The organism is Sphaerospermopsis sp. FACHB-1194 (assembly GCF_014696235.1).
GTDB lineage: Bacteria > Cyanobacteriota > Cyanobacteriia > Cyanobacteriales > Nostocaceae > Sphaerospermopsis > Sphaerospermopsis kisseleviana.
In genome coordinates, this window is sequence record NZ_JACJPU010000023.1 from 55,131 (window position 1) to 81,138 (window position 26,008).

30 protein-coding genes and 1 pseudogene are annotated in these 26,008 nt (G+C 37.8%); 15 read left to right on the plus strand and 16 right to left on the minus strand.

Translation table 11 applies throughout. The annotated features are described in order from the left end of the window. Window positions 1–35: 35 nt before the first annotated feature. The 3 genes from uvrC to H6F45_RS14650 form a co-directional block, all read right to left on the minus strand. Window positions 36–1,922 (minus strand): excinuclease ABC subunit UvrC, encoded by a 1,887-nt coding sequence (gene uvrC, locus H6F45_RS14640; protein WP_190347529.1) that lies wholly within the window; start codon window positions 1,920–1,922, stop codon window positions 36–38. A 213-nt stretch (window positions 1,923–2,135) separates the two neighbouring features. After that, a complete protein-coding gene (locus tag H6F45_RS14645; protein ID WP_190347530.1) occupies window positions 2,136–3,362 on the minus strand; it encodes an LL-diaminopimelate aminotransferase in 1,227 nt (408 codons plus the stop codon). 195 nt (window positions 3,363–3,557) lie between these two features. Further along, entirely contained in the window at window positions 3,558–3,893 is a 336-nt protein-coding gene (locus tag H6F45_RS14650; protein ID WP_096572852.1) for a thioredoxin family protein, read from the minus strand. Between the two features lie 30 nt (window positions 3,894–3,923). Between H6F45_RS14650 and H6F45_RS14655 the strand changes: the two genes are divergently transcribed. Continuing rightward, entirely contained in the window at window positions 3,924–4,064 is a 141-nt protein-coding gene (locus tag H6F45_RS14655; RefSeq protein ID WP_190347531.1) for a hypothetical protein, read from the plus strand. A gap of 103 nt (window positions 4,065–4,167) precedes the next feature. Here H6F45_RS14655 and H6F45_RS14660 read toward each other — a convergent pair whose 3' ends face one another. From H6F45_RS14660 to H6F45_RS14670, 3 genes are all read right to left on the minus strand, one after another. Beyond that, window positions 4,168–4,971, minus strand: a complete 804-nt coding sequence (locus H6F45_RS14660; RefSeq protein WP_096571970.1) for a PspA/IM30 family protein — start codon at window positions 4,969–4,971, stop codon at window positions 4,168–4,170. Window positions 4,972–5,196: 225 nt separating this feature from the next. Continuing rightward, complete coding sequence (locus H6F45_RS14665) at window positions 5,197–5,886, minus strand: PspA/IM30 family protein (RefSeq protein ID WP_190347532.1); 690 nt, start codon at window positions 5,884–5,886, stop codon at window positions 5,197–5,199. Window positions 5,887–5,997: 111 nt separating this feature from the next. Next, a complete protein-coding gene (locus H6F45_RS14670) occupies window positions 5,998–7,182 on the minus strand; it encodes a hypothetical protein (RefSeq protein ID WP_190347533.1) in 1,185 nt (394 codons plus the stop codon). Window positions 7,183–7,543: 361 nt separating this feature from the next. Here H6F45_RS14670 and H6F45_RS14675 point away from each other — a divergent pair, with 361 nt between their 5' ends. Beyond that, window positions 7,544–8,137 carry a DciA family protein gene (locus H6F45_RS14675; RefSeq protein WP_190347534.1) on the plus strand — a complete coding sequence of 198 codons (594 nt, stop codon included), beginning with the start codon at window positions 7,544–7,546 and terminating at the stop codon, window positions 8,135–8,137. Between the two features lie 273 nt (window positions 8,138–8,410). After that, window positions 8,411–8,734 (plus strand): hypothetical protein, encoded by a 324-nt coding sequence (locus H6F45_RS14680; protein ID WP_096571974.1) that lies wholly within the window; start codon window positions 8,411–8,413, stop codon window positions 8,732–8,734. Window positions 8,735–8,904: 170 nt separating this feature from the next. Here H6F45_RS14680 and menB read toward each other — a convergent pair whose 3' ends face one another. Then, window positions 8,905–9,738, minus strand: coding sequence for a 1,4-dihydroxy-2-naphthoyl-CoA synthase (gene menB, locus H6F45_RS14685; RefSeq protein WP_096571975.1), 834 nt, complete (start codon window positions 9,736–9,738; stop codon window positions 8,905–8,907). 205 nt (window positions 9,739–9,943) lie between these two features. Between menB and H6F45_RS14690 the strand changes: the two are divergent. The 4 genes and pseudogenes from H6F45_RS14690 (at window position 9,944) to H6F45_RS14705 (ending at window position 14,584) form a co-directional block, all read left to right on the plus strand. Then, window positions 9,944–10,540, plus strand: a pseudogene (locus tag H6F45_RS14690) (hypothetical protein). 208 nt (window positions 10,541–10,748) lie between these two features. Beyond that, entirely contained in the window at window positions 10,749–11,762 is a 1,014-nt protein-coding gene (gap, locus tag H6F45_RS14695) for a type I glyceraldehyde-3-phosphate dehydrogenase (RefSeq protein ID WP_190347535.1), read from the plus strand. A 114-nt stretch (window positions 11,763–11,876) separates the two neighbouring features. Continuing rightward, window positions 11,877–13,307 carry a pyruvate kinase gene (pyk, locus tag H6F45_RS14700; RefSeq protein ID WP_096572853.1) on the plus strand — a complete coding sequence of 477 codons (1,431 nt, stop codon included), beginning with the start codon at window positions 11,877–11,879 and terminating at the stop codon, window positions 13,305–13,307. Window positions 13,308–13,579: 272 nt separating this feature from the next. After that, window positions 13,580–14,584: a transaldolase gene (locus H6F45_RS14705; protein WP_096571977.1), complete on the plus strand. Its 1,005-nt coding sequence runs from the start codon at window positions 13,580–13,582 to the stop codon at window positions 14,582–14,584. A 176-nt stretch (window positions 14,585–14,760) separates the two neighbouring features. Here the strand turns inward: H6F45_RS14705 and H6F45_RS14710 are convergent, their stop codons facing one another. The 5 genes from H6F45_RS14710 to atpD all read right to left on the minus strand — a co-directional run bounded on the left by H6F45_RS14710 (window position 14,761) and on the right by atpD (window position 18,958). Continuing rightward, the gene (locus tag H6F45_RS14710) at window positions 14,761–15,138 is read right to left on the minus strand and encodes a GxxExxY protein (RefSeq protein ID WP_096571978.1); all 378 of its coding nucleotides are present in this window, start codon (window positions 15,136–15,138) and stop codon (window positions 14,761–14,763) included. Between the two features lie 242 nt (window positions 15,139–15,380). Then, the gene (locus H6F45_RS14715; protein WP_096571979.1) at window positions 15,381–15,620 is read right to left on the minus strand and encodes a hypothetical protein; all 240 of its coding nucleotides are present in this window, start codon (window positions 15,618–15,620) and stop codon (window positions 15,381–15,383) included. Window positions 15,621–15,816: 196 nt separating this feature from the next. Beyond that, on the minus strand, window positions 15,817–16,431 hold the full coding sequence (locus H6F45_RS14720) for a type I restriction endonuclease (protein WP_137666419.1): 615 nt from the start codon (window positions 16,429–16,431) through the stop codon (window positions 15,817–15,819). Between the two features lie 536 nt (window positions 16,432–16,967). Further along, entirely contained in the window at window positions 16,968–17,381 is a 414-nt protein-coding gene (gene atpC / locus H6F45_RS14725) for an ATP synthase F1 subunit epsilon (protein WP_190347536.1), read from the minus strand. A 128-nt stretch (window positions 17,382–17,509) separates the two neighbouring features. Then, complete coding sequence (gene atpD, locus H6F45_RS14730) at window positions 17,510–18,958, minus strand: F0F1 ATP synthase subunit beta (RefSeq protein WP_096571982.1); 1,449 nt, start codon at window positions 18,956–18,958, stop codon at window positions 17,510–17,512. 310 nt (window positions 18,959–19,268) lie between these two features. On the opposite strand from atpD, the gene H6F45_RS14735 reads away from it, so the two are divergent. From H6F45_RS14735 to H6F45_RS14745, 3 genes are all read left to right on the plus strand, one after another. Then, the gene (locus H6F45_RS14735; RefSeq protein WP_190347537.1) at window positions 19,269–19,412 is read left to right on the plus strand and encodes a hypothetical protein; all 144 of its coding nucleotides are present in this window, start codon (window positions 19,269–19,271) and stop codon (window positions 19,410–19,412) included. A 261-nt stretch (window positions 19,413–19,673) separates the two neighbouring features. Next, window positions 19,674–19,988 carry a hypothetical protein gene (locus tag H6F45_RS14740; RefSeq protein ID WP_096571983.1) on the plus strand — a complete coding sequence of 105 codons (315 nt, stop codon included), beginning with the start codon at window positions 19,674–19,676 and terminating at the stop codon, window positions 19,986–19,988. Between the two features lie 7 nt (window positions 19,989–19,995). Continuing rightward, window positions 19,996–20,367 carry a DUF6516 family protein gene (locus tag H6F45_RS14745; protein WP_242052628.1) on the plus strand — a complete coding sequence of 124 codons (372 nt, stop codon included), beginning with the start codon at window positions 19,996–19,998 and terminating at the stop codon, window positions 20,365–20,367. Between the two features lie 5 nt (window positions 20,368–20,372). Here the strand turns inward: H6F45_RS14745 and H6F45_RS14750 are convergent, their stop codons facing one another. Then, window positions 20,373–20,633 carry a TIGR03643 family protein gene (locus tag H6F45_RS14750; protein WP_190347538.1) on the minus strand — a complete coding sequence of 87 codons (261 nt, stop codon included), beginning with the start codon at window positions 20,631–20,633 and terminating at the stop codon, window positions 20,373–20,375. A 333-nt stretch (window positions 20,634–20,966) separates the two neighbouring features. Here H6F45_RS14750 and H6F45_RS14755 point away from each other — a divergent pair, with 333 nt between their 5' ends. Beyond that, a complete protein-coding gene (locus H6F45_RS14755) occupies window positions 20,967–21,785 on the plus strand; it encodes a SirB1 family protein (protein ID WP_096571986.1) in 819 nt (272 codons plus the stop codon). A 220-nt stretch (window positions 21,786–22,005) separates the two neighbouring features. Next, window positions 22,006–22,299, plus strand: coding sequence for a hypothetical protein (locus H6F45_RS14760; RefSeq protein ID WP_096571987.1), 294 nt, complete (start codon window positions 22,006–22,008; stop codon window positions 22,297–22,299). Window positions 22,300–22,413: 114 nt separating this feature from the next. Here the strand turns inward: H6F45_RS14760 and H6F45_RS14765 are convergent, their stop codons facing one another. After that, the gene (locus H6F45_RS14765) at window positions 22,414–22,941 is read right to left on the minus strand and encodes a cytochrome b (RefSeq protein WP_242052629.1); all 528 of its coding nucleotides are present in this window, start codon (window positions 22,939–22,941) and stop codon (window positions 22,414–22,416) included. 190 nt (window positions 22,942–23,131) lie between these two features. Continuing rightward, window positions 23,132–23,692 (minus strand): Uma2 family endonuclease, encoded by a 561-nt coding sequence (locus H6F45_RS14770; protein WP_190347540.1) that lies wholly within the window; start codon window positions 23,690–23,692, stop codon window positions 23,132–23,134. A 156-nt stretch (window positions 23,693–23,848) separates the two neighbouring features. Between H6F45_RS14770 and H6F45_RS14775 the strand changes: the two genes are divergently transcribed. The 3 genes from H6F45_RS14775 (at window position 23,849) to H6F45_RS14785 (ending at window position 25,570) form a co-directional block, all read left to right on the plus strand. Beyond that, complete coding sequence (locus tag H6F45_RS14775) at window positions 23,849–24,502, plus strand: hypothetical protein (protein WP_190347541.1); 654 nt, start codon at window positions 23,849–23,851, stop codon at window positions 24,500–24,502. After that, window positions 24,480–24,890, plus strand: coding sequence for a type II toxin-antitoxin system death-on-curing family toxin (locus tag H6F45_RS14780; RefSeq protein WP_190347542.1), 411 nt, complete (start codon window positions 24,480–24,482; stop codon window positions 24,888–24,890). The genes H6F45_RS14775 and H6F45_RS14780 overlap by 23 nt, the downstream gene beginning before the upstream one ends. 116 nt (window positions 24,891–25,006) lie before the next feature. Beyond that, complete coding sequence (locus tag H6F45_RS14785; RefSeq protein WP_190347543.1) at window positions 25,007–25,570, plus strand: Uma2 family endonuclease; 564 nt, start codon at window positions 25,007–25,009, stop codon at window positions 25,568–25,570. An 82-nt stretch (window positions 25,571–25,652) separates the two neighbouring features. On the opposite strand, the gene H6F45_RS26575 is transcribed toward H6F45_RS14785, so the two are convergent. Next, window positions 25,653–25,784: a type II toxin-antitoxin system HicA family toxin gene (locus tag H6F45_RS26575; protein ID WP_228051754.1), complete on the minus strand. Its 132-nt coding sequence runs from the start codon at window positions 25,782–25,784 to the stop codon at window positions 25,653–25,655. Window positions 25,785–26,008: the final 224 nt, after the last annotated feature.

Here is a 26,008-nt window from a genome sequence, read left to right on the forward strand (position 1 = left end):
TTTTGGTATTTTGGTGTGTGAAAGTGCAATATTCCTCAATTTGGATGAAAATAGGTATAAATTTCCTGTGCTAATCTCGATCCAATTCCGGGAACTTCTGTTAATTGCTGTGGTGTAGCTTGACGGATATAATCAACGGAGCGAAAATGAGCTAGTAGTAACTTTTGTCGATGGTGTCCTAAACCGGGAATTTCATCTAAGCGCGACCTTTTCAATTTATCACTTCTTTGTTGTCGATGAAAACTCACAGCAAACCGATGTGCTTCATCTCGCAACCTTCGCAATAACTGTACTCCTGGTTGTTCTGCGTCTGTTTCTAAAGGTAAAGACTCACCGGGTAAAAAGATTTCTTCCCGTTTTTTTGCTAAACTCACAACTCGCAAGTCTGCTAATAAATTCATTTCTTCTAAAATAGATACTACCGCAGATAATTGACCTTTACCACCATCAATCATAATTAAATCTGGCCAGTCAGAATTTCCTAATCTTGGTAATTTTGGATCTTCAATATATTTCCTAAATCTTCTGTGAATCACTTCTGCTAAACTGGCAAAATCATCAGAATGTCCGATAGCAACATTGGGATTTTTAATTTTATAATGACGGTAATATTGTTTTGCTGGTAAACCATCAATAAATACCACTTGAGAAGCTACTGCATTACTTCCTTGAATGTGAGAAATATCATAACCTTCAATGCGGTGAGGTAAGTCTGGTAAATCAAGAATTGCTGCTAAATCTTCTAAGGATTTTTGATTACTATTACCCAATTTTTGCATTCTTTGTAATTCAAATTGGGCGTTTTTTTCTACCATTTCTATTAATTCTGCTTTTGTTTGTCGCAAAGGTGCAATAATATTTACTTTTCTGCCTTTTCTTTGTGTTAAAATTTCTGCTAAAATTTCCCCATCGGGTAATTCATGTTGTACTAAAATTTCACTAGGAATTTCTACACTATCTGCTGTTTGATAATGTTCTTCTAATACTCTTTGTAAAATTGCTCCTGGTTCAGCTTGGGAGTTAGCAATAAATGCTAATCTTCCGACTAACTGACCTGCACGAATTTGAAATAATTGAATGTATGCGTGTTGATTATCTGCGGCTAAAGCAATGGCATCTCTTGATACTGTATCATCAGGTAAGGATACTTTTTGCTGTGCAGTTAAGGATTTTAAACCAATAATTTGATCTCTGATTTTAGCTGCGGTTTCAAAATTCAATTCTTCCGCTGCTGCTTCCATTTGTGTTGTTAAAATATCTATTAATTCCTGAGTTCTTCCTTGAAATACCATTGCTATTTTTTGGATAATTGTCCGGTATTCTTCAGGAGAAATTAACTGTTGACAAACTCCAGGACAACGACCAATATCATAATTTAAACAAGGACGATCTTTAAATAAAGGTTGGGGTCTTTGTTTTTGGGGAAAAATGCGTTTACACAGGTGCAGAATTTCCCGTAATAAACCTGAGTCTGTGTATGGTCCGTAGTATTTATCTTTTTTATCTTTGGGTTTTCCCAGTTGACGTTTGCGAGTAATAAAAATGCGCGGATATTCCTCAGACCAGGTAATGCAGAGATAAGGATATTTTTTATCGTCTTTTAATAAAACATTAAAATATGGTTGATGCTGTTTGATTAAATTTGCTTCTAATGCTAATGCTTCCGCTTCGGTATCAGTGACAATAAATTCAATTTCCGTCACTAATTTAACCATCGTGTTGATGCGTTGAGTCTTATTAGTGTAGTCACGGAAATAGGAACGAACACGCGATCGCAATTTGCGAGATTTACCTATATAAATAATGCGATCGCTTTCATCCCGCATTAAATAAACCCCTGGTGCTGGGGGAATTTCTGCTAAACGGGTTTCTAGTTTCTCTGGGTTTTTAACTAATGGTAGAGTTTGAGATGATACTGTCACGGCTAATGTTAGGTAATTTTACAAATAAATACCTTTCTTTATTTTAAGAAATATTTTTAATGTCATCTAATTTTTGATGAAGATGCGATGAATTATATAACGAACCGCAAAGGACGCAAAGCACACAAAGAAAGCCAGAAAACCAGGGAATAAATTCCCTGTCTTATAGCTAAAGTCAGTTAAAACCGACTATTTTGCAAAGATTATGGTTTCTCAAACGCTAGAATTAATAAATTCAGCAATTCTATCTACCGCAGTTTCTAATATCTGTGGTTCTTGCACCAACGCAAAACGCACATATCCTTCCCCTGCTGAACCAAAACCAGCACCCGGAGAAGCAGCTACACCAGTTTGTTTAACTAACTCTGTACAAAATTTGATAGAATTATTACTCCAATGTTCTGGTAATTTTGCCCAAATATACATAGTTGCTTCTGGTGTGGGAACGTTCCAACCAATGCGGTGCAAGGCATTGATGAAAGCATCACGACGTTGGCGGAAAATAGCAACTGATTTTTTTACACCGTCTTGATTGCCTGTAAGTGCAGCGATCGCCCCGTTTAAAATTCCCAAATATTGATTAAAATCAACGGTGGCTTTAACCTGTTTTAAAGCTTGAATTAATTGAGCGTTACCAATGGCGTAACCAATGCGGAAACCACCCATATTATAAGATTTAGACAAGGTGAAAAATTCAATAGAAACGCTTTTTTCAGGGTCAGCTTGTAAAATTGAGGGAACTGAGGATTTTAGATTTTGGATTTTGGATTTTGGATTGAAAGTTTCGTCCTGGGTAAATACTAAATCTACGTAGGGGAAATCATGGACTAAAACAATGTTATGCTTTTGACAAAAAGCTACAGCTTCTTGAAAGAAAGATAAAGGAGCGATCGCACTGGTAGGATTATGGGGATAGCTTAACACCATCAGCCGTGACTGAGCTAAAACTGAAGCGGGAATATCAGTCAACACTGGTAAAAAATTATTTTCTGCCTTTAAGGGCATTGGGTAAATTTGCCCACTTGCTAAATAAACTCCTCCTGCATGGGAAGGATAACCAGGGTCTAATAACAAGGCAAAATCACCAGGATTGAGAATTGCTAAAGGTAAATGTGCAGTTCCTTCCTGAGAACCAATCAAAGGTAAAACTTCTGTTTCTGGGTCAACTTTAATACCGAATTTTTGCTCATACCATTGAGCAGCAGCTTGACGAAATCCTTGAGTTCCTCGAAACAGCAAATAACCGTGAGTGTTAGGATCATCAAGAGATTTGGCGATCGCATCAATAATATGATTATCTACTGGTAAATCAGAAGATCCCAGAGACAAATCAATTAATTCTTTTCCAGCAGACACAGCTAGAGCCTTAGCCCTGTCCATATCCGCAAATACATTAGCTTGTAGAGGTTGTAAACGTTGTGCAAATTGCATTTTAGTCATTAGTCATGGGTCATTAGTAATTAGTCATTGGGCAAAATCAGGTCAAAAGTCAAAAGTCAAAAAATAGGGAACAGGAAAGAGGAAAGGGAGCAAGGAGGAAAATACCTCTCTTCTGCCTCCAGTCCCCAGTCCCCAGCGATGCACTGAGCTTGTCGAAGTGTCCCCAGTCCCCAGTCCCCAGTACCTGACCATTTACTAATTACTATTTAAATGCTGATCCAAAAGACTGAGTAATTGATCTTTGCTGATAACTCCCTCAGTCGATTCTAGCAGTTGCTTTTCTTTAATTAACCTGAGTGCAGGGACACCTTCCACCTGATACCGTTTTACAGTTAGGGGGTTAGGGTCAATTTCCATCTTGACAATTTTTAGGCGATCGCTGTATTTATTAGCAGCTAAACTAATCATTGGCGACATCAATTGACAAGGACCACACCAGGAAGCCCAAAAGTAAACTAATACAGGCTGCTCGGCTTTTAAAACCTCAGTTTCAAACTCAGCGTCAGTGATAGTTATTACACCCTTACTCATTAAAGTCTCCATTAGGTGGCATCTTCCAAGTTGACACACACATTACTGTATCGTAAAAAGGAGTCAGGAGTCAGGAGTCAGGAGTCAGGAGTCAGGAGTTATTTATTTTGGATTTTGGATTTTGGATTTTGGATTGTTTTTGTTAACTCCAATCTAAAATCTAAAATCTAAAATCTAAAATTTTCTTTCCCAGTCACCAGTCACCAGTCCCCAACGAAACAAAATCCCACAACCTTGAGGTGTGGGATATTCTCAAATGTGTTTTCTGCAAAACTTACAACTGATCTAATTGTCTTTTTAAAGCTTCCAAGTCAGCTTTTAATGGATCATCCACTGGCTCCGCAGGTTTAGCTGTGGTAGTTGGTTGTTGTGTATTGGTGGGTTGTTGTTGTGGGGGTAGTTGCGGTTGAGGTGCTGCTGGTGGTAGCATACTTGCTTTCAAAGCTGCCAATTCATCATCAACATCACTACTACCTTCTAACTGGGCAAATTGGCTTTCTAAAGTTCCACCTACTAATTCTGCTGTAGACTGAGCGCGAGCTTCTTGCATCAAAACCTTTTCTTCCATGCGCTCAAAAGCAGCCATGGCACTGCTTGTACTCATTCCACTAACCATTGAACCTAGTTGTTCCTGAGCTTTAGCAGCAGTAATTCGCGCTTTGAGCATTTCTTTCTTGGTTTTAGCTTCAGAAATTTTGCTCTCTAGCTGGATCAAATTCTTTTTCAGAGTTTCCACCTGTACAGTCTGCTGATCTAAACTGACTTTTAATACTGTAGCAGTATCATTAAAAGTTTTCTTGCGCTCTAATGCTTGACGGGCTAAGTTTTCATCACCTTTTTGCAGAGCTAGTTGGGCGTTACGTTGCCACTTATTAACTTCATTTACAGCCTCATTGTATTGTTTATCTGTGCGTTTTTGGGCAGCAATGGCTTGTGCAATACCTTGACGTAACTGTACCAAGTCTTCCTGCATTTCCAACAGGGCTTGTTCCAGCATTTTTTCTGGATCTTCTGCTTTATTGATTAAATCGTTAACATTCGCACTAACTACTCTTTTAAGCCGATCAAATAATCCCATAACTTTGTTTTTCCTTGTTTTTATGCTTGAGGTTTACGCAATTTGTTAGACAGTGAAGTTTTTTACTGTTTAATAGTTACCTATTTCAATTTAATCTTTTCAGTCTGGATTGGTTTCCTCTCTCCATTCTGAATCATCACCCTATAATTCAGCTACATTAACTCATCACATTTAACACTTTGGAGTTTTCACCTTGGAGTTTTGGCTACTTGCTGCACTGAAAGGCTATATCTCTGTCGGCTGGTTATTTACCTCCTTTAACATTTGGGTTTTCATTGCTGCCAGTTCAACATCGACATTGTTATTAATAGAATTCAAATTAGCAAACCTTGTTTCCAGATTATCACTACCCAGTTGACCAATTGCTTCTGCTTGTGATTCTATCTGCAACACCTTATCTTCCATGCGTTCTAATGCACTCAGACTAGATGTAGTAGAAAATTCACTCAGCATTTCCTGAAGTTTATAGGAAGCTTGAGCAGAACGAGCGCGAGCAATGTACATATCTTTTTTAGTTTTTACTTCTGCGGTTTTCAACTCCAAACTACGCATATCCTGTTTTAACTTGTCTACTACTTGTTTTTGCTGTTCTATTTGCTCAAACAAAGCTGTAGCCGTTTGTTGGTAAGTTTGGCGTTTGGTGAGAGCTTCCCGTGCTAAAACTTCATTACCTTGTTGGAGAGCTAGTTGAGCGCGACGATACCATTCTTGAGATTGAGATTCTGCTGCAAGTGCTTGACGTTCAGTGCGTTTTTGGGTAGCGATCGCACCAGCAACTCCCTGTCTCAATTGTACCAAATTTGACTGCATTTCCAGAAAGGTTTGCTCCAAAACTTTTTCTGGATCTTCAGCACCATTCACCAAGCTGTTAACATTAGCACGAACTACCCGCAAAATGCGCTTCATCACTTCCATACTTAAATATGCTCCATTCAGGTTTTAGCAACCAGCAAATTTAGGCTTCTTTCCATGATCAATTCTGAATTATCAATTATCAATTATCAATTACCAATTATCAATTACCTATCATGGTTTTTGTACACGGGCTTTAATGCCTTTTGCCTGTAGTTGCTGTAAACGTTGTTTTGCTTCCTCTTCAGTCTTCAACACACCAAGATAAATATACTTTTGTCCATCTGATAAATAAGCATCAGGAACAACTTGCCGCGCACTTGCTAAAGCATTATTGCCTTGATTATCAGCCACAATATAATAGTACCCATCCGCTGATGGTTTTATTTCTGTATTCAGTCCTGGTAAAGTTTCCTTGGGCTTGGGTATAGCGGAAACATTGGGGACTGAAGTTAGTGGAACTACTGGACTTATTTGTGTTTCGATGACTATGGGTTGGGGAGTAGCTGTCGGGGTTGGTTTAACTTTCGGTGTTAAACCTATTACATCATTAGGATCTCTCACCTGTGGAAACTCACGAGCCGCCAAGTTAGGATATTTGGGGATAGGTGTGATTTCTGGTTGGGCTATAGGTGAGGGATTACTTTCCGAAACATAAGTATTTTCACTATTTTTTGAGGAGATCCGGTTAAAAAGTTGGCTCAAATGCAACTGTGGTAAAGTTCGGGGATTAAATACTACATAGCCTAAAGTTAAACTAGCTAACAGCAGCAGCATAGAACCAATACCCAACGGTGACAGTAAACTGTCGTTAGAATTAGTTGATTTGTTGGTTGGTGGTTGTTCTTCTTGGAGACTTCGCAGCAGTGCTTCACTGGATTCTAAATAATCATCTGGGTGTTTGGGAGTATGATTTGCCGCTACAGGAGTTTCACCTTCAGCCTTGGGCTTTGTCGGTACTATACTACTGATAGGCTTTGACTCAGGTGGCGGTGGTGGGGTTTGTATTTTGGTAGACTGTTCGGCAGAAGACAGTGGTAAATGATTGATTTGTTCCTGTTTTTCCACATCTGAGACAGGATTTTCTAGAAAAATTGAGTTATTCTTAAATTCTGACGTTGATGGCTGAGTTGTTACCAATGTCTCAGTTATGGTATTTAACTCTTGGGATGGCTGAGGAATATAATTTTCTACACTAACTTTTTTCGTTTGCCTCACTCCATTGCGTGCGCGTCGGTATCTAGTTAACTCTTGATCCAACTGCACTTCTAAACTTCCTAGTGCTGCTGCTAGTGCTGGTTGTAAGCCAGAGGTTTTAGCGGATGAAGTACCAGAATCAATTGTGGGATTTTGACTCATTGCCAGGATGCCTTCAATATGATAGTGCTGTATGAATTTTATCAGTAAAAAATTCAAGTGACTCCTGTACGGGCGAAGTAGGGGCGAAGTAGGGGCGAAGCATTCGGAAAATAACCTGTGATCAAAATTGAGAATTGATCGCCCGAATGCTTCGCCCTTACAGGAAAATAGCGTGTTGATAAAATTGATAATTTGTTGCCCGAATGCTTCGCCCTGACAGGAAAATAGCGTGTTGATAAAATTGATAATTTTGTTGCCCGAATGCTTCGCCCCTACGACTCCTGACTCCTTAATCTCCTAGCCCATGACTTACGTCACGCTGCGGGAACACAGATAACTTTTTCAGCAAACCCAAATCTAGATGTCGTTGAAATCTGTTAATGATATTTTAGGCATTCTCCAACTGGAAGCCCAATGGCAGGAACAACCTTTTTCACGCTTGCTCAAGTGTTGGCAAGAAGTTGTTGGGGTTAAGGTTGCTGCACAAACACGCCCTTTGTCGATTCAGCGTGATGTTTTGTGGGTAGCAACTTCTAGTGCAGCTTGGGCGCAAAATTTGACTTTTCAACGCAAAAATCTACTTTTAAAGTTAAATAAAAAGTTGAATCACGAGATATCTACACCTTTGATAGATATTCGCTTTTCTACTGCCCAATGGAAACAAACACCATTACCAGACAACCCACAACAAACTTTATCACCCCAAGCACACCCTAGTTATTTGGGTGATGTAGGTGTGGGTATTTCCAAACCTGAACTTAAAGCTAGTGCTAAAAATGCTCAGACAGCTTTTGAACAATGGGCTAGAAATAGACAAGAGCGATCGCATAACTTAAACTTACCTCTTTGCCCCCAATGTCAATGCCCATCCCCACCAGGTGAAGTCCAACGCTGGGGTGTTTGTTCTCCTTGTGCCGCTAAATTTGTCATTGATCAAGCAGGAAACAAAAAATAGCCAAAATGCAACATCTAAAAGGCTCGTGTCATCCAAATCTCACTCTTTACCTTTGATCCCCAATGCGTTATAGGCAAAAACAAGTATGTGGACACTTCACTAATCATATACAAATATGACAAAAATATAAAAACATAATAAAAATTTTTTTTTCAAAAAAATACCTAAAACCCTTATTAGATAATTACTTCTTGGCTTTTATACCCATTTTGTCAGGGAACGAAAATATTAAGTGTGATAATTACCCTTCGTTCCCACTCAAGACTCAAGATTATGAAGCCAATTAACCCTTTAACATCAGCCTGTAGGTATTGTCGTCATTACCAACCAGAAGGCCGTCGTGGTGGTATGTGTCAGCAATTAAGCGCACCTGTTCAAGCTGGTTGGAAAGCTTGCTCTTTAGCGATCCCCGCCTTTGCTCCTACATGGGAATCTTTAGAAGATAATTGGAGCTTACCATTATCTAAACCTATTGTACCTATCCTACCCGTTGCAGCTAATATCAATTCCGATTTAGAAAATCTAGAATTTACAACTGTTGCTGAAACATCTGTTTCCTCATTACCAGAGATAAAAACTAAAGTTATAGTTGTTTAAGACTTGGTTACTACTTTTGGTGACTACTCTAATTATATTTTTCCCAATCAGACTGCTAAATATAACATTGGCATTGCATTTAGTTAGCTAATTTTTTGGTGCTGCAATTTTGTTTTTAATCAAGCCTTATTAGCATCGCACCTTGTGATCAGGTGCGGTTGTGAGGATGGTTAAGGCAACCAAGGAAAGTCCCGAAAATTGGGAGTCCGTTTTTCTAAGAAAGCTTGTTTGCCTTCTGAACCTTCTTCGGTCATGTAATAAAGTAAAGTTGCATTACCAGCCAGTTCTTGTAACCCTGCTTGGCCATCACAGTCAGCGTTAAATGCTGCTTTTAAACAACGTATGGCAATGGGACTTTTTTCTAATATTTCCTGCGCCCATTTTATCCCTTCAGCTTCGAGTTCTGCTACAGGAACTACTGTATTAACTAATCCCATTTCTAAAGCTTGTTCGGCATTATATTGACGACAGAGAAACCAAATTTCTCGCGCTTTTTTCTGTCCAACTATTCGTGCTAAATAACTCGCCCCAAAACCACCATCAAAACTTCCTACTTTTGGTCCTGTTTGTCCAAAAATGGCGTTATCCGCAGCTATGGTTAAATCACAAATTAAATGTAAAACATGACCACCACCAATAGCATAACCAGCGACTAAAGCAATCACTACTTTAGGCATAGAACGGATCAAACGTTGTAAATCTAGCACATTTAAGCGCGGAATCCCTTCATCATCAACATAACCAGCTTGTCCGCGTACACTTTGATCACCACCGGAACAGAAAGCATATTTTCCATCTGTGTGAGGTCCCGCACCCGTAAATAGAACTACACCAATACTAGTATCTTCACGAGCATCACAAAAAGCCTCATAAAGTTCAAAGACAGTTTTTGGGCGGAAAGCATTGCGTTTGTGGGGACGGTTGATGGTGATTTTAGCGATACCATCGGTTTTTTGATACAGAATATCTTCGTAGGTTTTAACAGTTTTCCAGTCAGTTGACATAGGGATGAGTTAACTATGGTGCTTGAGAATTTTATCAGGTATTGGTGATTGGGGACTGGTGACTGGGGTGGGGACTGGTGACTGGTGATTGGGAAAAATAACTAATAACTAATAACTAATAACTAATAACTAATAACTAAACAGACATGATATTATTTGATTATTATTGTATTCTGAAGTTGGAAAAATCCAATAGGATGATTTTATGTCTTACAGTGATTTTACTTTAGAAGCTGTTAAGAAAAACCTGAATCTCAAAATTTCTACGAGAGATAATATTTTTGCTGAATTTGCACCATTACAAATCAGTGATTATTTACAGGAAGCTTTAGCTTATAATGTTCCTTTTGCTTTGGCTAGTAATACAGAAAAATCTCGTTCTGAGATGATTATTACACCTATTTTATTGGAGTTAACTAAAAAGAAAAATCAGGAAATTAGTTTGTTTTCTGGTGTAGAATTTAATGTTGATTCTAGTCAGGGTTAAACTGGTAATTGTGATTTTATTATTAGTCGTTCTCCTGAATTTTTATTGATTAATGCCCCGGTAATTTTAGTTGTTGAAGCCAAAAATGAAAATATTAAAGGCGGTTTAGGTCAATGTATAGCAGAAATGTATGCTGCTAAATTATTTAATGAAAGAGAAGAAAATGAAATTACAGAAATTTATGGTGTAGTGACCACTGGGGAAATTTGAAAGTTTTTAAAGTTATCAGGTGAACGGGTACAAATTGATTTGGCTGAGTATTTTTTAAATGATGTTGGTAAAATTATGGGTATTTTAACGAGTGCTGTCAAGTAATTAGGTGACAGGTGACAGGTGACAGAAAAGTGTTTTGTCCAATTACCAATTACCAATTACCAATTACCAATCACTCATTACCAAACATTAAAATATACTGATTAAATTAGCTTTATGACTTTTTTTACTGTAAGAATCAGCTAAGTCAGAGTAGAATTAATCTGGCCAATTTTCTCTGGTTAAATCTCTACAAACAGGAGGTTAAATTTTGGCTAAGTTGAAAGTCGCTATTAACGGTTTTGGGCGGATCGGTCGTTTGGTACTCCGTGCGGGTATTAATAATCCTAACATTGAATTTGTGGGGATTAATGACTTAGTACCACCGGATAATTTGGCTTATCTTTTAAAGTACGACTCCACACACGGTAAGTTAAAAGGTAAGGTGGAAGCTAGGGAAGATGGCATGGTAATTGATGGGCATTTTATCCCCTGTGTTTCTGTCAGAAATCCCGCAGAATTACCTTGGGGTAAATTAGGTGTAGATTATGTTGTGGAATCTACAGGACTTTTCACTGATTATGCTGGGGCGGAAAATCACTTAAAAGCTGGTGCAAAAAAAGTTGTGATTTCTGCACCTACAAAAGATCCTGAAAAAGTGAAAACAATGGTGATGGGTGTAAACCATCAATCCTATGATCCTGCAAAGGATTTAATTGTTTCCAATGCTAGTTGTACTACAAATTGTTTAGCGCCAATTGCTAAAGTTATTAATGATAACTTTGGTTTGGCTGAAGGTTTGATGACTACAGTTCATGCGATGACTGCTACTCAACCTACAGTAGACGGACCAAGTAAAAAAGACTGGCGCGGTGGTAGAGGTGCGGCTCAAAATATTATTCCTTCTTCCACTGGTGCGGCTAAAGCTGTGGCTTTGGTTTTACCAGAGTTGAAAGGTAAGTTAACAGGGATGGCTTTTAGAGTTCCTACCCCTGATGTTTCGGTAGTTGACTTAACTTTCAAAACTGTCAAATCTACAAGTTACAAAGAAATTTGTGCAGCAATGAAAAAAGCTGCTGAGGGTGAGTTAGCAGGTATTTTGGGTTATACCGATGAAGAAGTAGTTTCTACAGATTTTCAAGGTGATGCCCACTCTAGCATTTTTGATGCAGGTGCAGGAATTGAATTAAATTCTAACTTCTTTAAAGTTGTCTCTTGGTATGACAACGAATGGGGTTACTCTAACCGTGTTGTTGATTTGATGTTGTCAATGGCACAGAAGTAAAAATTGATAATTGACAATTGATAATTGTCCATTTTCCATTGTCAATTGTCCATTATCCCCAGTATGGGCTTAACGAGGTTGCACTACCTAGACCGTTACCCCCTACTTTGTATGATGCGTCGAACCAAGATTATCTGTACTGTTGGTCCTGCTACTGCTGCACCGGAAAAGCTGCAAGCTTTGGTGGAAGCAGGAATGAATATGGCTCGGTTGAATTTCTCGCATGGTGCTTATGAAGCTCACGCTCAAACTTTTCACCATTTACGACGCATTAGTGATGAGTTAAAAAGACCCATTGCGATTATGCAGGATTTGTGTGGTCCGAAAATTCGCTTGGGGAAGTTACCACCGGAAGGTTTGATGCTGGAAGCTGGGAGTGAGGTGACTTTTCTGTTACAGGAAAAGGGGGAAAATATTGATGAACTTCCCCTACCTCTACCTACTTTATTTGCAATGATCCGACCTGGTGAACCAGTTATGATTAATGATGGTCGGGTGAAGTTAACTGTAACCAGTCGTGATGCTGATAAAATTCGCGCTCATGTGGATATTGGGGGGTTGATTTCTTCTCATAAGGGTGTAAATTTACCTGCGACTCCTTTACCTGTGAGTTCCATTACAGAAAAGGATTTGCAGGATTTACGGTTTGGGATTCAATTGGGTGTAGACTGGGTAGCGGTTTCTTTTGTGCGATCGCCCGCAGACCTAGAACCGGCAAAACGCATGATTGAAGCTGCTGGTTCTAAAATCCGTCTGATTGCCAAAATTGAACGCCCGGAAGCTGTCGCCCAGTTAAATGACATCCTAGAAGTTGCTGATGCGATTATGATTGCCCGTGGTGATTTGGGAGTAGAAATGCCCATTCACCAAGTGCCATTAATTCAAAAAGATATCACTCGTCTCTGTAATTTCATTGGTAAGCCTGTGATTACAGCTACGCAGATGTTAGAGTCGATGATTAGCGCCCCTGACCCCACTCGCGCCGAAGCAACGGATGTGGCTAATTCCATTTTGGATGGTACAGATGCGGTGATGTTGTCGGGAGAAACTGCCGTGGGTGAATATCCCATTGCGGCGGTACAAACAATGCACAATATCGCTTTGCAAACGGAAAAAGCATTGCAAGCGGGTGCTAAACATACCTGGAATCATGAAGCCGGTCGTCTGAGTGTTACAGAATCAGTTGCCCAAGCGGTTTGTCGCATTGCTTATGAAACAGGTGCTAAGGCGATTCTTTGTAATACAACTTCTGGAAATACGGCTAGATTGATTTCTAAATATCGTCCTCTGACACCAATTATTACCCTGACTTCTGAACCCATTGCCTATCGTCAGTTGGCTTTATCTTGGGGTGTAGAACCTTTGTTAATCAACCCTGTTCACCATGCAGAGGAGATGTTTACCAATGTGGTTAACACAGTGGTAGAAAAGGGTTTTGTGAAAAAAGGTGACAAAGTTGTAATTACCTCTGGAGTACCAATTGGTATGTCAGGAACAACCAGTTTAATCAAAGTGCATTCTATTGGACAGCCTATTACAGCTTGAGACGTTTAAAATAGGGCTGAGGCTGGAACTTTTCTCTTCCTGCTCAAAAATTCTCAACTTCATTCCTTCTCTTCCTTTGTGTACTTTGCGTACTTTGCGGTTAATAAATCAAAAAAAGTTGGCAACTGCACACCTGAGAGGAATGATTTAGTCAAGTAAGGTTAGGCAATTATTAAGAAAAGTTGCCAAAATCAGAATCGTATGCAAGATCAAAGAGTTTAAATAATTGGGGATTGGTAAATCCTACACCAAAAAAATTTACGGAGTATGTTATGGCTAAAAATTTACTGGAACAGTTGCGGGAAGTAACCGTTGTTGTGGCGGATACTGGAGATATCCAAGCAATTGAAAAGTTTAAACCCCAGGACGCTACTACCAATCCTTCTTTGATTACTGCGGCGGCACAAATGCCGGAATATCAAGATATTGTTGACCAAACTTTAATTAAAGCGAAAAAAGATGCTGGTACTAAGGCTACCCAAGCCGAGGTAGTTTCTTTAGCTTTTGACCGTTTGGCGGTTTCTTTTGGTTTGAAAATTCTGCAAATCATCCCCGGTCGTGTTTCTACTGAAGTAGATGCACGGTTATCCTATGATACTGATGCTACAGTGGCTAAAGCTAGAGATTTGATTGCTCAATATAAAGCTGCGGGTATTTCTAAGGAACGGGTTTTAATTAAAATTGCTGCGACTTGGGAAGGTATCAAGGCTGCGGAAATTTTGGAAAAAGAAGGTATTCACTGTAACTTAACTTTGTTGTTTGGTGTTCACCAAGCGATCGCCTGTGCTGAAGCTGGTGTCACTCTGATTTCTCCTTTTGTGGGTCGTATTCTTGACTGGTACAAGAAAGATACCGGACGGGATAGCTATCCTTCCGCAGAAGACCCTGGTGTATTGTCTGTAACCAAGATTTATAACTACTACAAAAAGTTTGGTTATAAGACTGAAGTTATGGGTGCTAGTTTCCGTAACATTGGCGAAATTACAGAGTTAGCTGGTTGTGATTTGTTGACTATTTCTCCTGGTTTATTATCAGAATTGCAAAATACTGTGGGTGAATTACCCCGCAAACTTGATCCTGCTAAGGTTGCAGGTTTATCTATTGAAAAAATCTCTGTTGATAAAGCCACTTTTGATAAGATGCACGCTGGCGATCGGATGGCATCTGATAAACTTTCTGAAGGTATTGACGGTTTTACCAAGGCTTTAATTACTTTAGAGCAATTATTAGCTGAAAGATTGGAACGTCTGGAAAAAGAAATGGTAGCTGCTGGTTAAGGATAATTATTAGATGATTTAGGTGATTTAGATCCCCTGTTTCTTGAAGAAACCGGGGATCTGTTTTTTTGTTGGCATGGGGGAAATAACCTTTGGTAATTCTGCAAAACCTTACTAGCTTTTATCGACGGATTAGATGAGGTAATTAAAATCTGTGTAATCCGTGTTCAGATGTTTTATGTTCGTATCAGCCTTTTAAATTCTAAACTTTTGCTTCCGAAGTTAATTAATAGTCCGACTTCGAGTTTATAGACTTTGAGGTAGTTTAGGGCTTGGGCAAAGTGGACATCTTCTAGTTGTTTGGTGGCTTTTAGTTCGACTAATATTTTTTCTTCAACCACAAAATCAGCGCGGCGTGTGCCGATGGGTTCGGGTAGGTTTTTGTAATATATTTGCTGTTCGATTTCTCTGGCAAAGTTTAATCCTGCTTGATGAAATTCGTAGGCTAGGGCGCGTTGATAAATTACTTCTTGGAATCCGTTACCGAGAAACTTATGCACTTCAAAGGATGCGCCGATTATTTTTTGGGTTATGTCTTCATGTTTGAGGGGCATAGTAGTTGAAACGTGGATTAGATGGGATTACGCTGATTTTAATCTGTTAGAACACGGATTTTACGGATTTTACGGATTGCGCTGATTTTGATGTCTGTCACTAAGCTGTTGTGCATTTAATTTGTATAAGTGGAACAGGCATCTTGCCTGTTAAACAAGAGTTCAGAATATTAGGATTATACAATTTAGCTGTGTAACAGCTTACCACACGCAATTTAATCCGTGCAATCTGTGTAATCTGCCTAATCCGTGTTCAAATGTTGTAGTTTCCGCAGGTTGGCTTTCTGAGCTTGAGATAATTTTGGATATCTACGCGCATACCAATTCTCAACTTCGGCTATGTCTTCGGCGTTAAGTCCATAGGCTTCAGCTACCGTCGCATGGGTAAACCAATGACGCAATAATTCCTTGTTTTGTCCTGTGATCTGTTTACCAGTTATCTCTTTACTAAAAGACGGAAAAGCACCATCTAAAACTGTCACAATCTCTTCAACAACTAATAGTTAAGTTAATATTAAAACAACCTCTGAATCACGGATTATACGGATTAAAAGATTTCACGGATTTTACTTATTTTAATCATATAACCTTCTACTAATAAAATACCTTAATAACTCTTAATCCCAGAAAATCCATGAAATCTGTGTAACCCATTTAATCCGTGTTCAAATTCATTATTTATAGATTCTGGAAGGATTTTAGAATTTGCAGCACGCGATAGAGTTCATTACTTGATCGCTTAAAAAGTGAAAAATCATCAGAAAGATCGTATTGCGATTGTTGCAGCTTCACAAACATAAAATGATCGCCGTTGGTGACGAGTGCATAGGTTGGTTTATCACCATTCGGGCTTGCTGTCATGTAGGTAAGAGCTTGTGGTACTGCCACTAAAAATGAAAAACTAGAACGCTTTGCTTCAACTAAAACTATCCATAAGTTATTATTCAAAACTAAAGCATCAATTCTTCCGTGATAAGTAACACTACCATTATAATCGTTAATCTCAACTGACTGCTCACTTCGCAAACTAAAAGGTGATTCCAGAAAACCTGCCAAAAATAGTAATGGTGAAACCATCAACAAATTTACCGTCCCCTCGGACAAAAAGCCTTGATTAATATGATATACATAAGACCCTTTGATCCGATCTAGAGTTGTTTTTTCAGTATCTTCTAATTCTTCAAAATCTCTACACCATTCCATGAAGAAGTCTGGATCATGCGATCGCCGCAGCCCTAACTTTGTCTCTACATCATGAAGCGATTGAATATTTTCTGTAACTGCAATAGTCATAGGTATTTACTCAAAACAACGTCTGAATTACGAATTTTAATCATTGGTGACAAATTAACGTCATGCCTATATAGATTTTAATTCTCTATTAGAGGATGTTTGAAAAGTCGGATAGGCAGTAAAAAAGCTCTCTCAGTATAAGCTGTGAATAGTGAATAGACAGCACCAAGAGAGCAACATGAGTAAGAGGATGTTTGAAAAGTCCCTCATGATGTATCAAAAATTTTAGATCCCCCTAAATCCCCCTTGAAAAGGGGGACTTTAATTCTAGTTCCCCCCTTATTAAGGGGGGTTAGGGGGGATCTGCAAGTGTATAAAGTCACCATCTAAAACTTTTCAAACAACCTCTAACAGTAACTATCTCTAGCCCTCATGATTACGTCAAGTCTGGCTGAAATGAGAACATCCTCAAAGCCATACACAGACTGCCTTTTTAATTTTCGGACAGGTCTATTATATTTTTAAACATCATAATCAAAAAATAAACAAGGGTAGGCTAATTGCCTACCCTATTTATCGTCCATTTCAGGATTGACTTACACCAAACCGCCAGCAGCTTGAAAACGAGCGCGTGCGCGTTTAAATGCTTGTGTAGCTTGAATTTGAGCTTGTCTATCCCCTGCGGGAGCTTGGTTTAATTTGGTTTGAGATTGGTTGAAAGCTGTGCGGGCTTCGTCTAAATTAATAGCGTCCCCACGTTCAGCACCATTCACCAGAACGGTAACTTCATCTTCATCAACTTCAGCAAAACCACCCAAAAGAGCGATCGCTTGCCAGTTGGCAGCTTTGTTAGCACGAACCCGCATTACACCTGTATCCAATGCTGTCAACATGGGAGCGTGTCCACTTAAAACACCCAACTGACCTGTAGTGCTAGGTAAAATTACTTCATCAGCGGGAGCATCCCAAACAGTTTTGTCTGGGGAAATTACACGAACGGTCAGAGTCATATTCTTTTAGTTTCTACTTAATTATTGGTGATTGGTGATTGGTCATTGGTAATTGGTAATTGGTAGTTGGGAGAATTTCTTACCCATTACCCATTACCTATTACCCATTACCTATTACCCATTACCTATTAACCTTTGAGCTTTTCAGCTTTAGCGATCGCTTCGTTGATATCGCCTACCAAGTAGAAAGCTTGCTCTGGCAGATCATCCAATTCACCAGATAAAATTCTTTGGAAACCTTTGATGGTGTCTTCCAATTTCACATATTTACCAGGAGAACCGGTAAATACTTCTGCTACGAAGAAGGGCTGAGACAAGAAACGCTCAATCTTACGAGCGCGTGCTACGGTGAGACGGTCTTCTTCAGACAATTCATCTAGACCTAAGATAGCAATGATGTCTTGTAATTCTTTGTAACGTTGTAAGGTAGACTGAACAGCACGTGCAGTATCATAGTGTTCTTTACCTACAATATTGGGTTGCAACATTGTGGAAGTAGAACCCAGAGGATCTACCGCAGGGTAAATACCTTTAGCTGCCAAACCACGAGACAATACTGTTGTACCGTCCAAGTGAGCGAAGGTTGTAGCAGGTGCGGGGTCGGTCAAGTCGTCCGCAGGTACATATACAGCTTGAATAGAAGTAATAGAACCTTCGGTTGTGGAGGTAATACGCTCTTGTAGCGCACCTACGTCAGTACCGAGAGTGGGCTGATATCCTACCGCAGAAGGCATCCGTCCCAACAGCGCAGATACTTCAGAACCAGCTTGTACGAACCGGAAAATGTTGTCAACAAACAACAGTACGTCTTGCTTGTTCACATCACGGAAGTATTCAGCCATTGTCAAGCCAGACAAACCAACCCGCATTCTAGCTCCGGGTGGTTCGTTCATTTGACCATAAACGAGAGCAATTTTAGATTCGTTGAGGTTATCTTTGTTAATAACCCCAGATTCAATCATTTCGTTGTAGAGGTCATTACCTTCGCGGGTTCTTTCACCTACACCAGCGAATACAGACACACCACCGTGTTGAGTAGCGATGTTGTTGATCAATTCCATCATGATCACGGTTTTACCAACACCAGCACCGCCGAACAGACCGATTTTACCACCACGACGGTAGGGAGTTAACAAGTCCACAACCTTGATCCCGGTTTCAAACACAGAAGGTTTGGTTTCCAATTCTGTGAGTTTGGGAGCTTCGCGGTGAATGGGTAAAGTTTCGGAGTTGTTTACAGGACCTTGGTTGTCTACTGGTTCGCCTAAAACGTTAAAAATACGTCCTAATGTAGCCTTACCTACGGGTACGCTGATGGGTGCGCCGGTGTCAACAACTTCTAAACCACGGGTTAAACCGTCGGTGCTGCTCATCGCAACGGCTCTAACTTGGTTATCGCCTAAAAGCTGCTGTACTTCAACGGTGAGGTTGATTTCTTGTCCAGCTTCGTTAGTGCCTTTGATGGTCAAAGCGTTGTAGATTTGGGGTAGTTTACCGCCGGGGAACTTAACGTCTACAACCGGACCAATTACTTGGGTAATGTAACCTATGTTTGTTTTTTCTGCGGTGGTGACCATGCTGCGCCTAATGAATGAAGCTATTTTTCAGAGTTGGTCTTCAAAGACCTAAGATCAAGCAATATCATCTTTTAGGTTAGCACTGAATGATCCCATCTTTGCCTTAAATTCATTATTAAAACTAGATCCAAAAGTAGATCCCCGACTTCTTGAAGGAGTAGGTGATCTGGGCTGCATTAGTAAATTTTAAAATGCGATAGCCGAAGGCTTAAGCTTCGCTTATCGCCTACGGCGGGCGTTTCGCCATCGCCATTCACCCAAGAATGTTAAATTAATATATCTGTATTATTCAATAACAATATAAATATAAATGACTCGTTTTATACGTAGGTGTTTAGCAATGCTAAACCCTTATATTAGTAAGAGCCAAAGAGTGTTAAATGAATATTCCTTGTCAGAATCAGAATGTCCAGGATTAGAGGATGAACAGGATGATTTAAGTAGGATGCGTTAAATATTAAATATATGTGATATGTTTATGATGTAGTTTGACACAGCTTACAACTAAAATGCTCACACCCACAAAAACCATCCTGTAAATCCTTAAATCCTGGTTATCCTGATTCTGACAAAAACGCGAACAGAGAATATGGGGGGGTTGACAAAATATTTTAGACTTGTTATGATTATGGAGACAAGGAAGAACTATGATTAAAAATTATTAGATAGGGGTTTAGCATTGCTAAACCCTTATATATTTGGAGTTTTATTAATCATGACAACTCAAACAGAAATAATCAATCAATTAAAAGTCCTAGAAACACTGTCTCAACAAGGAGGATATAGTGATATTTTAGCTTCATCACTTAGAAAAATTATTCATCAAGAAAGAGAACATATTAAACAGCAAATCAGAGAATTAGAAACAGATTTGCAAGTATTTGAACAACAGTATCAATTATCATCTGCGGAGTTTTATCAGCAATTTAAAGCAGGTCAATTAGGAGATGAAGTAGATTTTGTGGAATGGAGTGCTTTTTATCAAATGTGGTCTGATTTACAAAGTCGTTTAGCGTTACTTCAATCTTAATTTGAATATGATTGTTGAGGATTATTTTACAGAAATAAAAGCTAAACTAATTACCAGTTCGATAATTGCTCAAATTGATATTGTCAAAGAAAGAGCATTATCTGATCAAGGTTATTTTCGGGCAAGATTGAATTTAACGAATGGTGACTTTTTAGAAGTGGTGGAATTTTTTAAAGTACAGGGAGATAAATGTATTACAGAAACCTATCGCTATCAATGGATGGATGGTACTAGAACCCAGTTAAGAAAAAGATGGGATAATGTAGAGCATTTTCCCAGCTTACCAACTTTTCCTCATCATGTCCATATCGAGCAAGAAACTAATGTTTATGCAAGTATTTGTCGGAATATTCTAGAAATAATTGCTAGAAATAATTGATTTAATTAGTCAAGAAATTTTTGATTTTGGGATTTAAACCTACCTGCAATAAATTCTCGCTTTTGCAGATGTTTGGTTTTGCGTTGAGTAACTCTTTCTCTCCACATCTGGAAACTAGAAGATTTCATTTCTCTTCTCATCAAGGCAATTACCTGTTTTTCTAAAAGTCCAAATTGTGCTTCTATAGCTTCAAATGGGGTTCTATCTTCCCAAGCCATTTCGATAATACGATCTATAGTTTCAGTGTTTAAGTCAGGTAATTTCATAAGTTGACAGATGTGGAGAACTAGACAAAAATCTTATTTTAGTATATTTGGTATATGTTGATCATACATGATCAAGTAATAGACATCTCCACAATAGAATGTATTAATTTGTAATATATTGTAGTGGCGAAGCTTATGGGCGATAATTTAACGGAAAAATCAGACATCTAGATATCCCATAAGCTTCGCCCTGCCCCCATAAATAAGTTCCATAATTTCTTTTCTGGAGATGTCTAATGAAACAACTGGTAAAAATACGATTTTGAGATCCGATCGCTCCCAACTGCCTCAATTGCCTTAAAATAAGAGTATGTCGCCTCATACCTACTGCTTATGAACTTCTCGTCAGCACGTCAATATTTTTACCAAGAAATCCAGCAACCTGACGAGTCTATCAACCTGGCCAGGGCTGCTTTATATATCGCCCAGGAAGAATATCCCAATCTTGATCCAGAAGAATACTTAAACGCCCTAGATACAATGGCAACAGATTTAGAGGAGCGTTTACCATCTTCCCGCTATCCACTGCGGATGATTCAAAGTATAAACCAGTATTTATACGATGAATTAGGTTTTACAGGTAATAAAATTGATTATTATGATCCGCGTAATAGTTTTTTTAATGATGTCATAGAACGCAAAACCGGGATTCCTATTACTTTAGCGTTAGTTTACATGGAGGTAGGAAAACGCATTGACTTTCCAATGGTGGGCATAGGAATGCCTGGACATTTTTTAATCCGTCCCGATATTGCAGACATTGAGATTTTTGTGGATGCTTTTAATGGTGGTGAGGTGATGTTTCCTCAAGACTGTCAAGAAAGACTATCTCAAATTTATCAGCAATCGGTGACATTACAACCAGAATTTTTAGCTGTGGTTAGTAAGCGGCAGTTTTTGGCGAGGATGCTCACAAATTTGAAGTATATTTATTTAAATCGCCAAGATTTAGAAAAAACCCTGTCTGTGGTAGAAAGAATTTTGTTGTTGTTTCCTGGTGTGAGTTTAGAATTAAGAGACAGAGGTTTGCTTTATTATCAACTTGGTTACTTTACCCAAGCAGTAGAGGATCTGCAAATTTATTTAACTAAAGTTCCTGAAGCCGAAGATGCTAATGTAATTCGGCAATTACTAAGTAACTTGGATAGTTGACAGTTGATAGTTGATAGTTGATAATTCTTAACAAAGAATAAATATGGGATTTTTCTCAACTTCTGGACTAAATCTAATCAGTGAGTGTTTCAAAATATACATATTTTTGTTAACACATAAACGTTATTTTTAATACGAAAAGATAAGTAAATATACTATTGCGTTTTCTGTCCCATCAGCATACTATGTAGCGCAATAAGTTTTTGTTATCTAAACCATCATGAAATCTATTCTGCAAACCTACATAGAGAAAGAGATATGGTTGTTAATCAGAGATAAATGGTATTTGGCAACAATTATCGGGGTTGTAGATGACTTATTGTGGTTTAAACACAGAACGCACAACAAAGAGACAGAAGAAGATACTTTGTGGGAAATGGTGGTGAAAATCAGTGAAGTCATTGCTATTGATAAAGTGATATCTGTGATGAGTAGAAAACCAGATGTATTTATGTCTAGGTTATTGGAAGCAGATAACACGATACATAATAATCAACAGGAACATGAACAATAATCAGCTAATTATGTAAGGAGTCAAGAGTCAGGAGTTGCTTTCCTTCCTTCCTTCCTTCCTATACCCTATTCTCACTGATAACTGATAATTGTAAAACTCAGAAAACTTGCGTCATTAGTTACTAGATAAATTATTCCCAAGTGTGATAGTTTTGGTAAATTTACGCCAAAGCGATCGCACTACTTTTTTTTGTTGAATTGAGTGTAGAATAATAAAAGCCAAAAATGTGTAAGCTAACCAAAAATGTAAACTTCTACCAATTTCCACCATTGCTGAATTTTGGGGAAACATATCAGGTAAAAGAATACCAAAAATTTTAATATTATTACTTTTAAAAGAATTAGAAAGTAAGAAACCCGTAACAGGAACAACCCACATAAAGATATACAAACTGGTATGAAGGGCGACAGTTTGAAACCATTCGGTAGTGAATTTAGGAAATTTTTTTGTATATTTGCGCCACCAAACCCGCAACAATACTAAAATTCTCCAAGTGAGAATGGCCATTGTTAAAGCGCCAATTGATTTATGAAAATCATAAAGAGAAGGACGAATAAAAACCTCTCTTGGCAACCTGGACATAATTGTACCAGTTAAAAATAGGATTAAATAACCAATTGACATCCACCAATGGATAGACATGAGGTGTTTAAATGCGGAATTTTGTCTAGGTTTTGAGGGTGTATTAGTTGAAATCATATATTATGATTGATTTTTATCTATGATTATGAACATTTGTAAATTTAGTTTAGCAAGGATTTAAGTTATACGCTTGTATTTTGGGGTTAAGGTAGATTGAAGGTAGTGGAAAATCTCGCTAGGTAGGTATCTACTATAAAAAACTTACATCTTCATATAAATCATTCATATTTCCCTGAAAATTAATACTTTGCAATTCAAAAGATGATTCTTGATAAGATTGTAAAACCCATAAACCTTGATCATTACGTCGGAAACGATCTACTTGAGGTTTTTTGACATCAATTAAAACATATTCTTGTAAAGTTTCGATATTTTGATAGTCTTTAAATTTATCACCCCGATCAAATGCTTCTGTAGAATCAGATAATATTTCAATAATTAAACATGGGAATTTTTTATAATTTAATAATCCTTTATCTCTTTCATCACAAGTAACCATCACATCAGGATAGTAAAAACGATTGATGGTTTCTATTCTGGTTTTCATGTCAGTAAAAAAAACTCGACATCCACTACCACGAATGTGATTCCGAATGAGAGTAAAAATATTACCTGTTACTGTAATATGAGGATCTGACGCACCAGCCATTGCGTAGATGTAACCGTTGATGTATTCATGTTTGACGGGGCTTTTTTCTTCCAGTGCTAAATACTGTTCGGGAGTGATGTAAATATCGTGATTTGCGATCATATATTAAAATGGGTTTAGTACATATTTTTATGTTTTATTATAATAGATTTATTGCCAATTTTGTCAAAATACTGATTTTAGGACTCAAGATTATGTATTTTTGAGTTAAAATAGTTTTAGGAAGGCACATAATGTCACCATAAAGGTATATAAGGTATGGTATACAGCTTTACATTTCCCGAAGAGATTATTGATAGCATCCAGGAAAGGATAGAAGTTCTGGAAAGATGCTTAAATGATCCTAACCCGCAAGATGAAAAAATGGCAGAAATGATTGAATTTGCTAATCTTCGACAAATATCTGTTATTCAACTAAAGGAGGAATTAGAAAAGTTAATTGAAAAGTTGGTTAAGAAAAGCAAACTATATCAGGTAATTTGTGAAAAATCAACCAAGGGTGAATTACCTTTGTTACTGTATGTAAAACATTATTTTATAATGAAAGAAACTATAGATATAGAATTTATAGAATTTGACTTATACTTAATCACAAATAACCAAAAATTTTTAAGAAAAATTACTATAGGTTTTGTGGAACTATTTAATCAATCTAAAGAACTGTTTAATCAATCTAAAATAGAAATTTTGCATATTGTAGATAAAAATTTATATATATTATCTATTCTTAGGGAATCTTTAAAACACTTACTACAGTCGCTTATCAAAGCTGGTTTAAAGACAAAAATTTTCACAGAACAAGAAATTAATGCTTTTAACTTAGGAGATATAACACCTCAAGAATCAGAAGCCATGTTAATTTCTTTAGCATCTACAAAAAAATGGGATTATGTGTATAGAAAACTGGCATAATCCTAAATTCATTAATAAAGAAGATGTATTAAGTATACATAAAAAACAGATTAACCTATATGGTGGATCAGATGGTATCCGCGATGAAGGTTTATTAGATTCTGCAATTTACCAACCTCAAGCAAGTTTTGGAGGTGAATTATTACATCCAACAATTTATGAACAAGCAGCAGCTTATTTATTTCACATTTGTAAAAATCATGCTTTTGTAGATGGTAATAAACGCACAGCTTTTGATGTGATGGTGACGTTTTTAAATATCAATGATTATGATTTGAATATGACACCAGAGGAAGCATATCAATTAACAATGCAGGTTGCTGATAATAAAGTGAGTAAGGAAGATTTGATAGAAATATTGAGAGATTGTATTATAGAATTATTTTAACAGATGATTCTTGATAAGATTGTAATATCCATAACCCTTGAAAATTAGAACGGAAAAAATCTACTTAAGGTTTTTACATCAAAAAAACATATTACTTAAAGGCTAAGAGTAGTTAAATGAACACAGTCACCTTAAACCTAGATCCAATTATTCGCCTTACAGATGAACAGTTTTACCAACTCTGTATGGCCAATAAAGATGTAAGCTTAGAACTAAATGCAGAGGGAGAGTTAATTATTGTGCCACCAGTAGGAGGAGAAAGCGGCCGTAGTGAAGCCGACTTAAATTTTCAAGTCAGTCTGTGGAATTACCAAACAAAATTAGGGATAGTATTTAGTTCCTCAACAATATTCCGACTTCCCAATGGTGCAAAACGTTCACCTGATGTTGCTTGGATAAAATTAGAACGCTGGGAAGCATTAACAGAAGAAGAACGAAAGAAATTTCCCCCACTTACACCAGACTTTATCATTGAACTGAGATCAGAAACCGATAGATTGAAAACTCTGCAAGAAAAAATGCAGGAATATATAGATAATGGTTTGCGTTTGGGTTGGTTAATTAACCCACAGGATAAAGAAGTAGAAATTTATAGAAGTGAAAAACCTGTAGAAATTGTCCAACTTTCTGCTGTACTTTCCGGGGAAGATGTTTTACCAGGGTTTGAATTACAAATTTGAAATCCACATTAAAGTCAACTGATTGTTAGATAAAACATTTGGTTGGGTTGCGCGTTGCTTAATCCAACCTACGATTATAATTTTAATTTTCTAAAACATTCATAAATTCTTCTACTGTTATTCCTGCTTTAGCAATAAGACTGCGTAAAGTACCCCGCGCTACTTGATTATGATTAGGTATAGAAAGAGTAGCTGGATGTCCTTCTTTGGTCATAATAATATGACTTCCGCGTTGACGAGAAACTTCCCAGCCAAGTTTGTAAAAGTTTTAATAACCTCCGCAGGTTTTAATATTGGTACAGATGGCATTATATATAGGGTTTGCTGAATAAACCTAAAACCTTGATATATCAAAGGTTAGAGGCTGATAAACACAGAAATTAGTGCAAGGGTTTTGAAGGGTATACCGGAAAAAGTGTGCATTTTTTGGGATTTCAA

What these genes read in the sequence shown, in the direction of transcription:
- H6F45_RS14775 (WP_190347541.1), top strand. Translation starts at nt 23,849, where the DNA reads ATGGTATACAGCTTTACATTTCCCGAAGAGATTATTGATAGCATCCAG.
- H6F45_RS14740 (WP_096571983.1), top strand. Translation starts at nt 19,674, where the DNA reads ATGACAACTCAAACAGAAATAATCAATCAATTAAAAGTCCTAGAAACA.
- H6F45_RS14675 (WP_190347534.1), top strand. Translation starts at nt 7,544, where the DNA reads ATGTCGTTGAAATCTGTTAATGATATTTTAGGCATTCTCCAACTGGAA.
- H6F45_RS14755 (WP_096571986.1), top strand. Translation starts at nt 20,967, where the DNA reads ATGAACTTCTCGTCAGCACGTCAATATTTTTACCAAGAAATCCAGCAA.
- H6F45_RS14710 (WP_096571978.1), bottom strand. Translation starts at nt 15,138, where the DNA reads ATGCCCCTCAAACATGAAGACATAACCCAAAAAATAATCGGCGCATCC.
- H6F45_RS14735 (WP_190347537.1), top strand. Translation starts at nt 19,269, where the DNA reads ATGACTCGTTTTATACGTAGGTGTTTAGCAATGCTAAACCCTTATATT.
- H6F45_RS14650 (WP_096572852.1), bottom strand. Translation starts at nt 3,893, where the DNA reads ATGAGTAAGGGTGTAATAACTATCACTGACGCTGAGTTTGAAACTGAG.
- H6F45_RS14680 (WP_096571974.1), top strand. Translation starts at nt 8,411, where the DNA reads ATGAAGCCAATTAACCCTTTAACATCAGCCTGTAGGTATTGTCGTCAT.
- menB (WP_096571975.1), bottom strand. Translation starts at nt 9,738, where the DNA reads ATGTCAACTGACTGGAAAACTGTTAAAACCTACGAAGATATTCTGTAT.
- H6F45_RS14720 (WP_137666419.1), bottom strand. Translation starts at nt 16,431, where the DNA reads ATGACTATTGCAGTTACAGAAAATATTCAATCGCTTCATGATGTAGAG.
- H6F45_RS14780 (WP_190347542.1), top strand. Translation starts at nt 24,480, where the DNA reads ATGTGTATAGAAAACTGGCATAATCCTAAATTCATTAATAAAGAAGAT.
- H6F45_RS26575 (WP_228051754.1), bottom strand. Translation starts at nt 25,784, where the DNA reads ATGACCAAAGAAGGACATCCAGCTACTCTTTCTATACCTAATCATAAT.
- H6F45_RS14765 (WP_242052629.1), bottom strand. Translation starts at nt 22,941, where the DNA reads ATGTCTATCCATTGGTGGATGTCAATTGGTTATTTAATCCTATTTTTA.
- H6F45_RS14660 (WP_096571970.1), bottom strand. Translation starts at nt 4,971, where the DNA reads ATGGGATTATTTGATCGGCTTAAAAGAGTAGTTAGTGCGAATGTTAAC.
- H6F45_RS14665 (WP_190347532.1), bottom strand. Translation starts at nt 5,886, where the DNA reads ATGGAAGTGATGAAGCGCATTTTGCGGGTAGTTCGTGCTAATGTTAAC.
- H6F45_RS14750 (WP_190347538.1), bottom strand. Translation starts at nt 20,633, where the DNA reads ATGAAATTACCTGACTTAAACACTGAAACTATAGATCGTATTATCGAA.
- H6F45_RS14670 (WP_190347533.1), bottom strand. Translation starts at nt 7,182, where the DNA reads ATGAGTCAAAATCCCACAATTGATTCTGGTACTTCATCCGCTAAAACC.
- atpD (WP_096571982.1), bottom strand. Translation starts at nt 18,958, where the DNA reads ATGGTCACCACCGCAGAAAAAACAAACATAGGTTACATTACCCAAGTA.
- H6F45_RS14745 (WP_242052628.1), top strand. Translation starts at nt 19,996, where the DNA reads ATGATTGTTGAGGATTATTTTACAGAAATAAAAGCTAAACTAATTACC.
- H6F45_RS14760 (WP_096571987.1), top strand. Translation starts at nt 22,006, where the DNA reads ATGAAATCTATTCTGCAAACCTACATAGAGAAAGAGATATGGTTGTTA.
- H6F45_RS14705 (WP_096571977.1), top strand. Translation starts at nt 13,580, where the DNA reads ATGGCTAAAAATTTACTGGAACAGTTGCGGGAAGTAACCGTTGTTGTG.
- pyk (WP_096572853.1), top strand. Translation starts at nt 11,877, where the DNA reads ATGCGTCGAACCAAGATTATCTGTACTGTTGGTCCTGCTACTGCTGCA.
- H6F45_RS14645 (WP_190347530.1), bottom strand. Translation starts at nt 3,362, where the DNA reads ATGACTAAAATGCAATTTGCACAACGTTTACAACCTCTACAAGCTAAT.
- H6F45_RS14785 (WP_190347543.1), top strand. Translation starts at nt 25,007, where the DNA reads ATGAACACAGTCACCTTAAACCTAGATCCAATTATTCGCCTTACAGAT.
- atpC (WP_190347536.1), bottom strand. Translation starts at nt 17,381, where the DNA reads ATGACTCTGACCGTTCGTGTAATTTCCCCAGACAAAACTGTTTGGGAT.
- H6F45_RS14770 (WP_190347540.1), bottom strand. Translation starts at nt 23,692, where the DNA reads ATGATCGCAAATCACGATATTTACATCACTCCCGAACAGTATTTAGCA.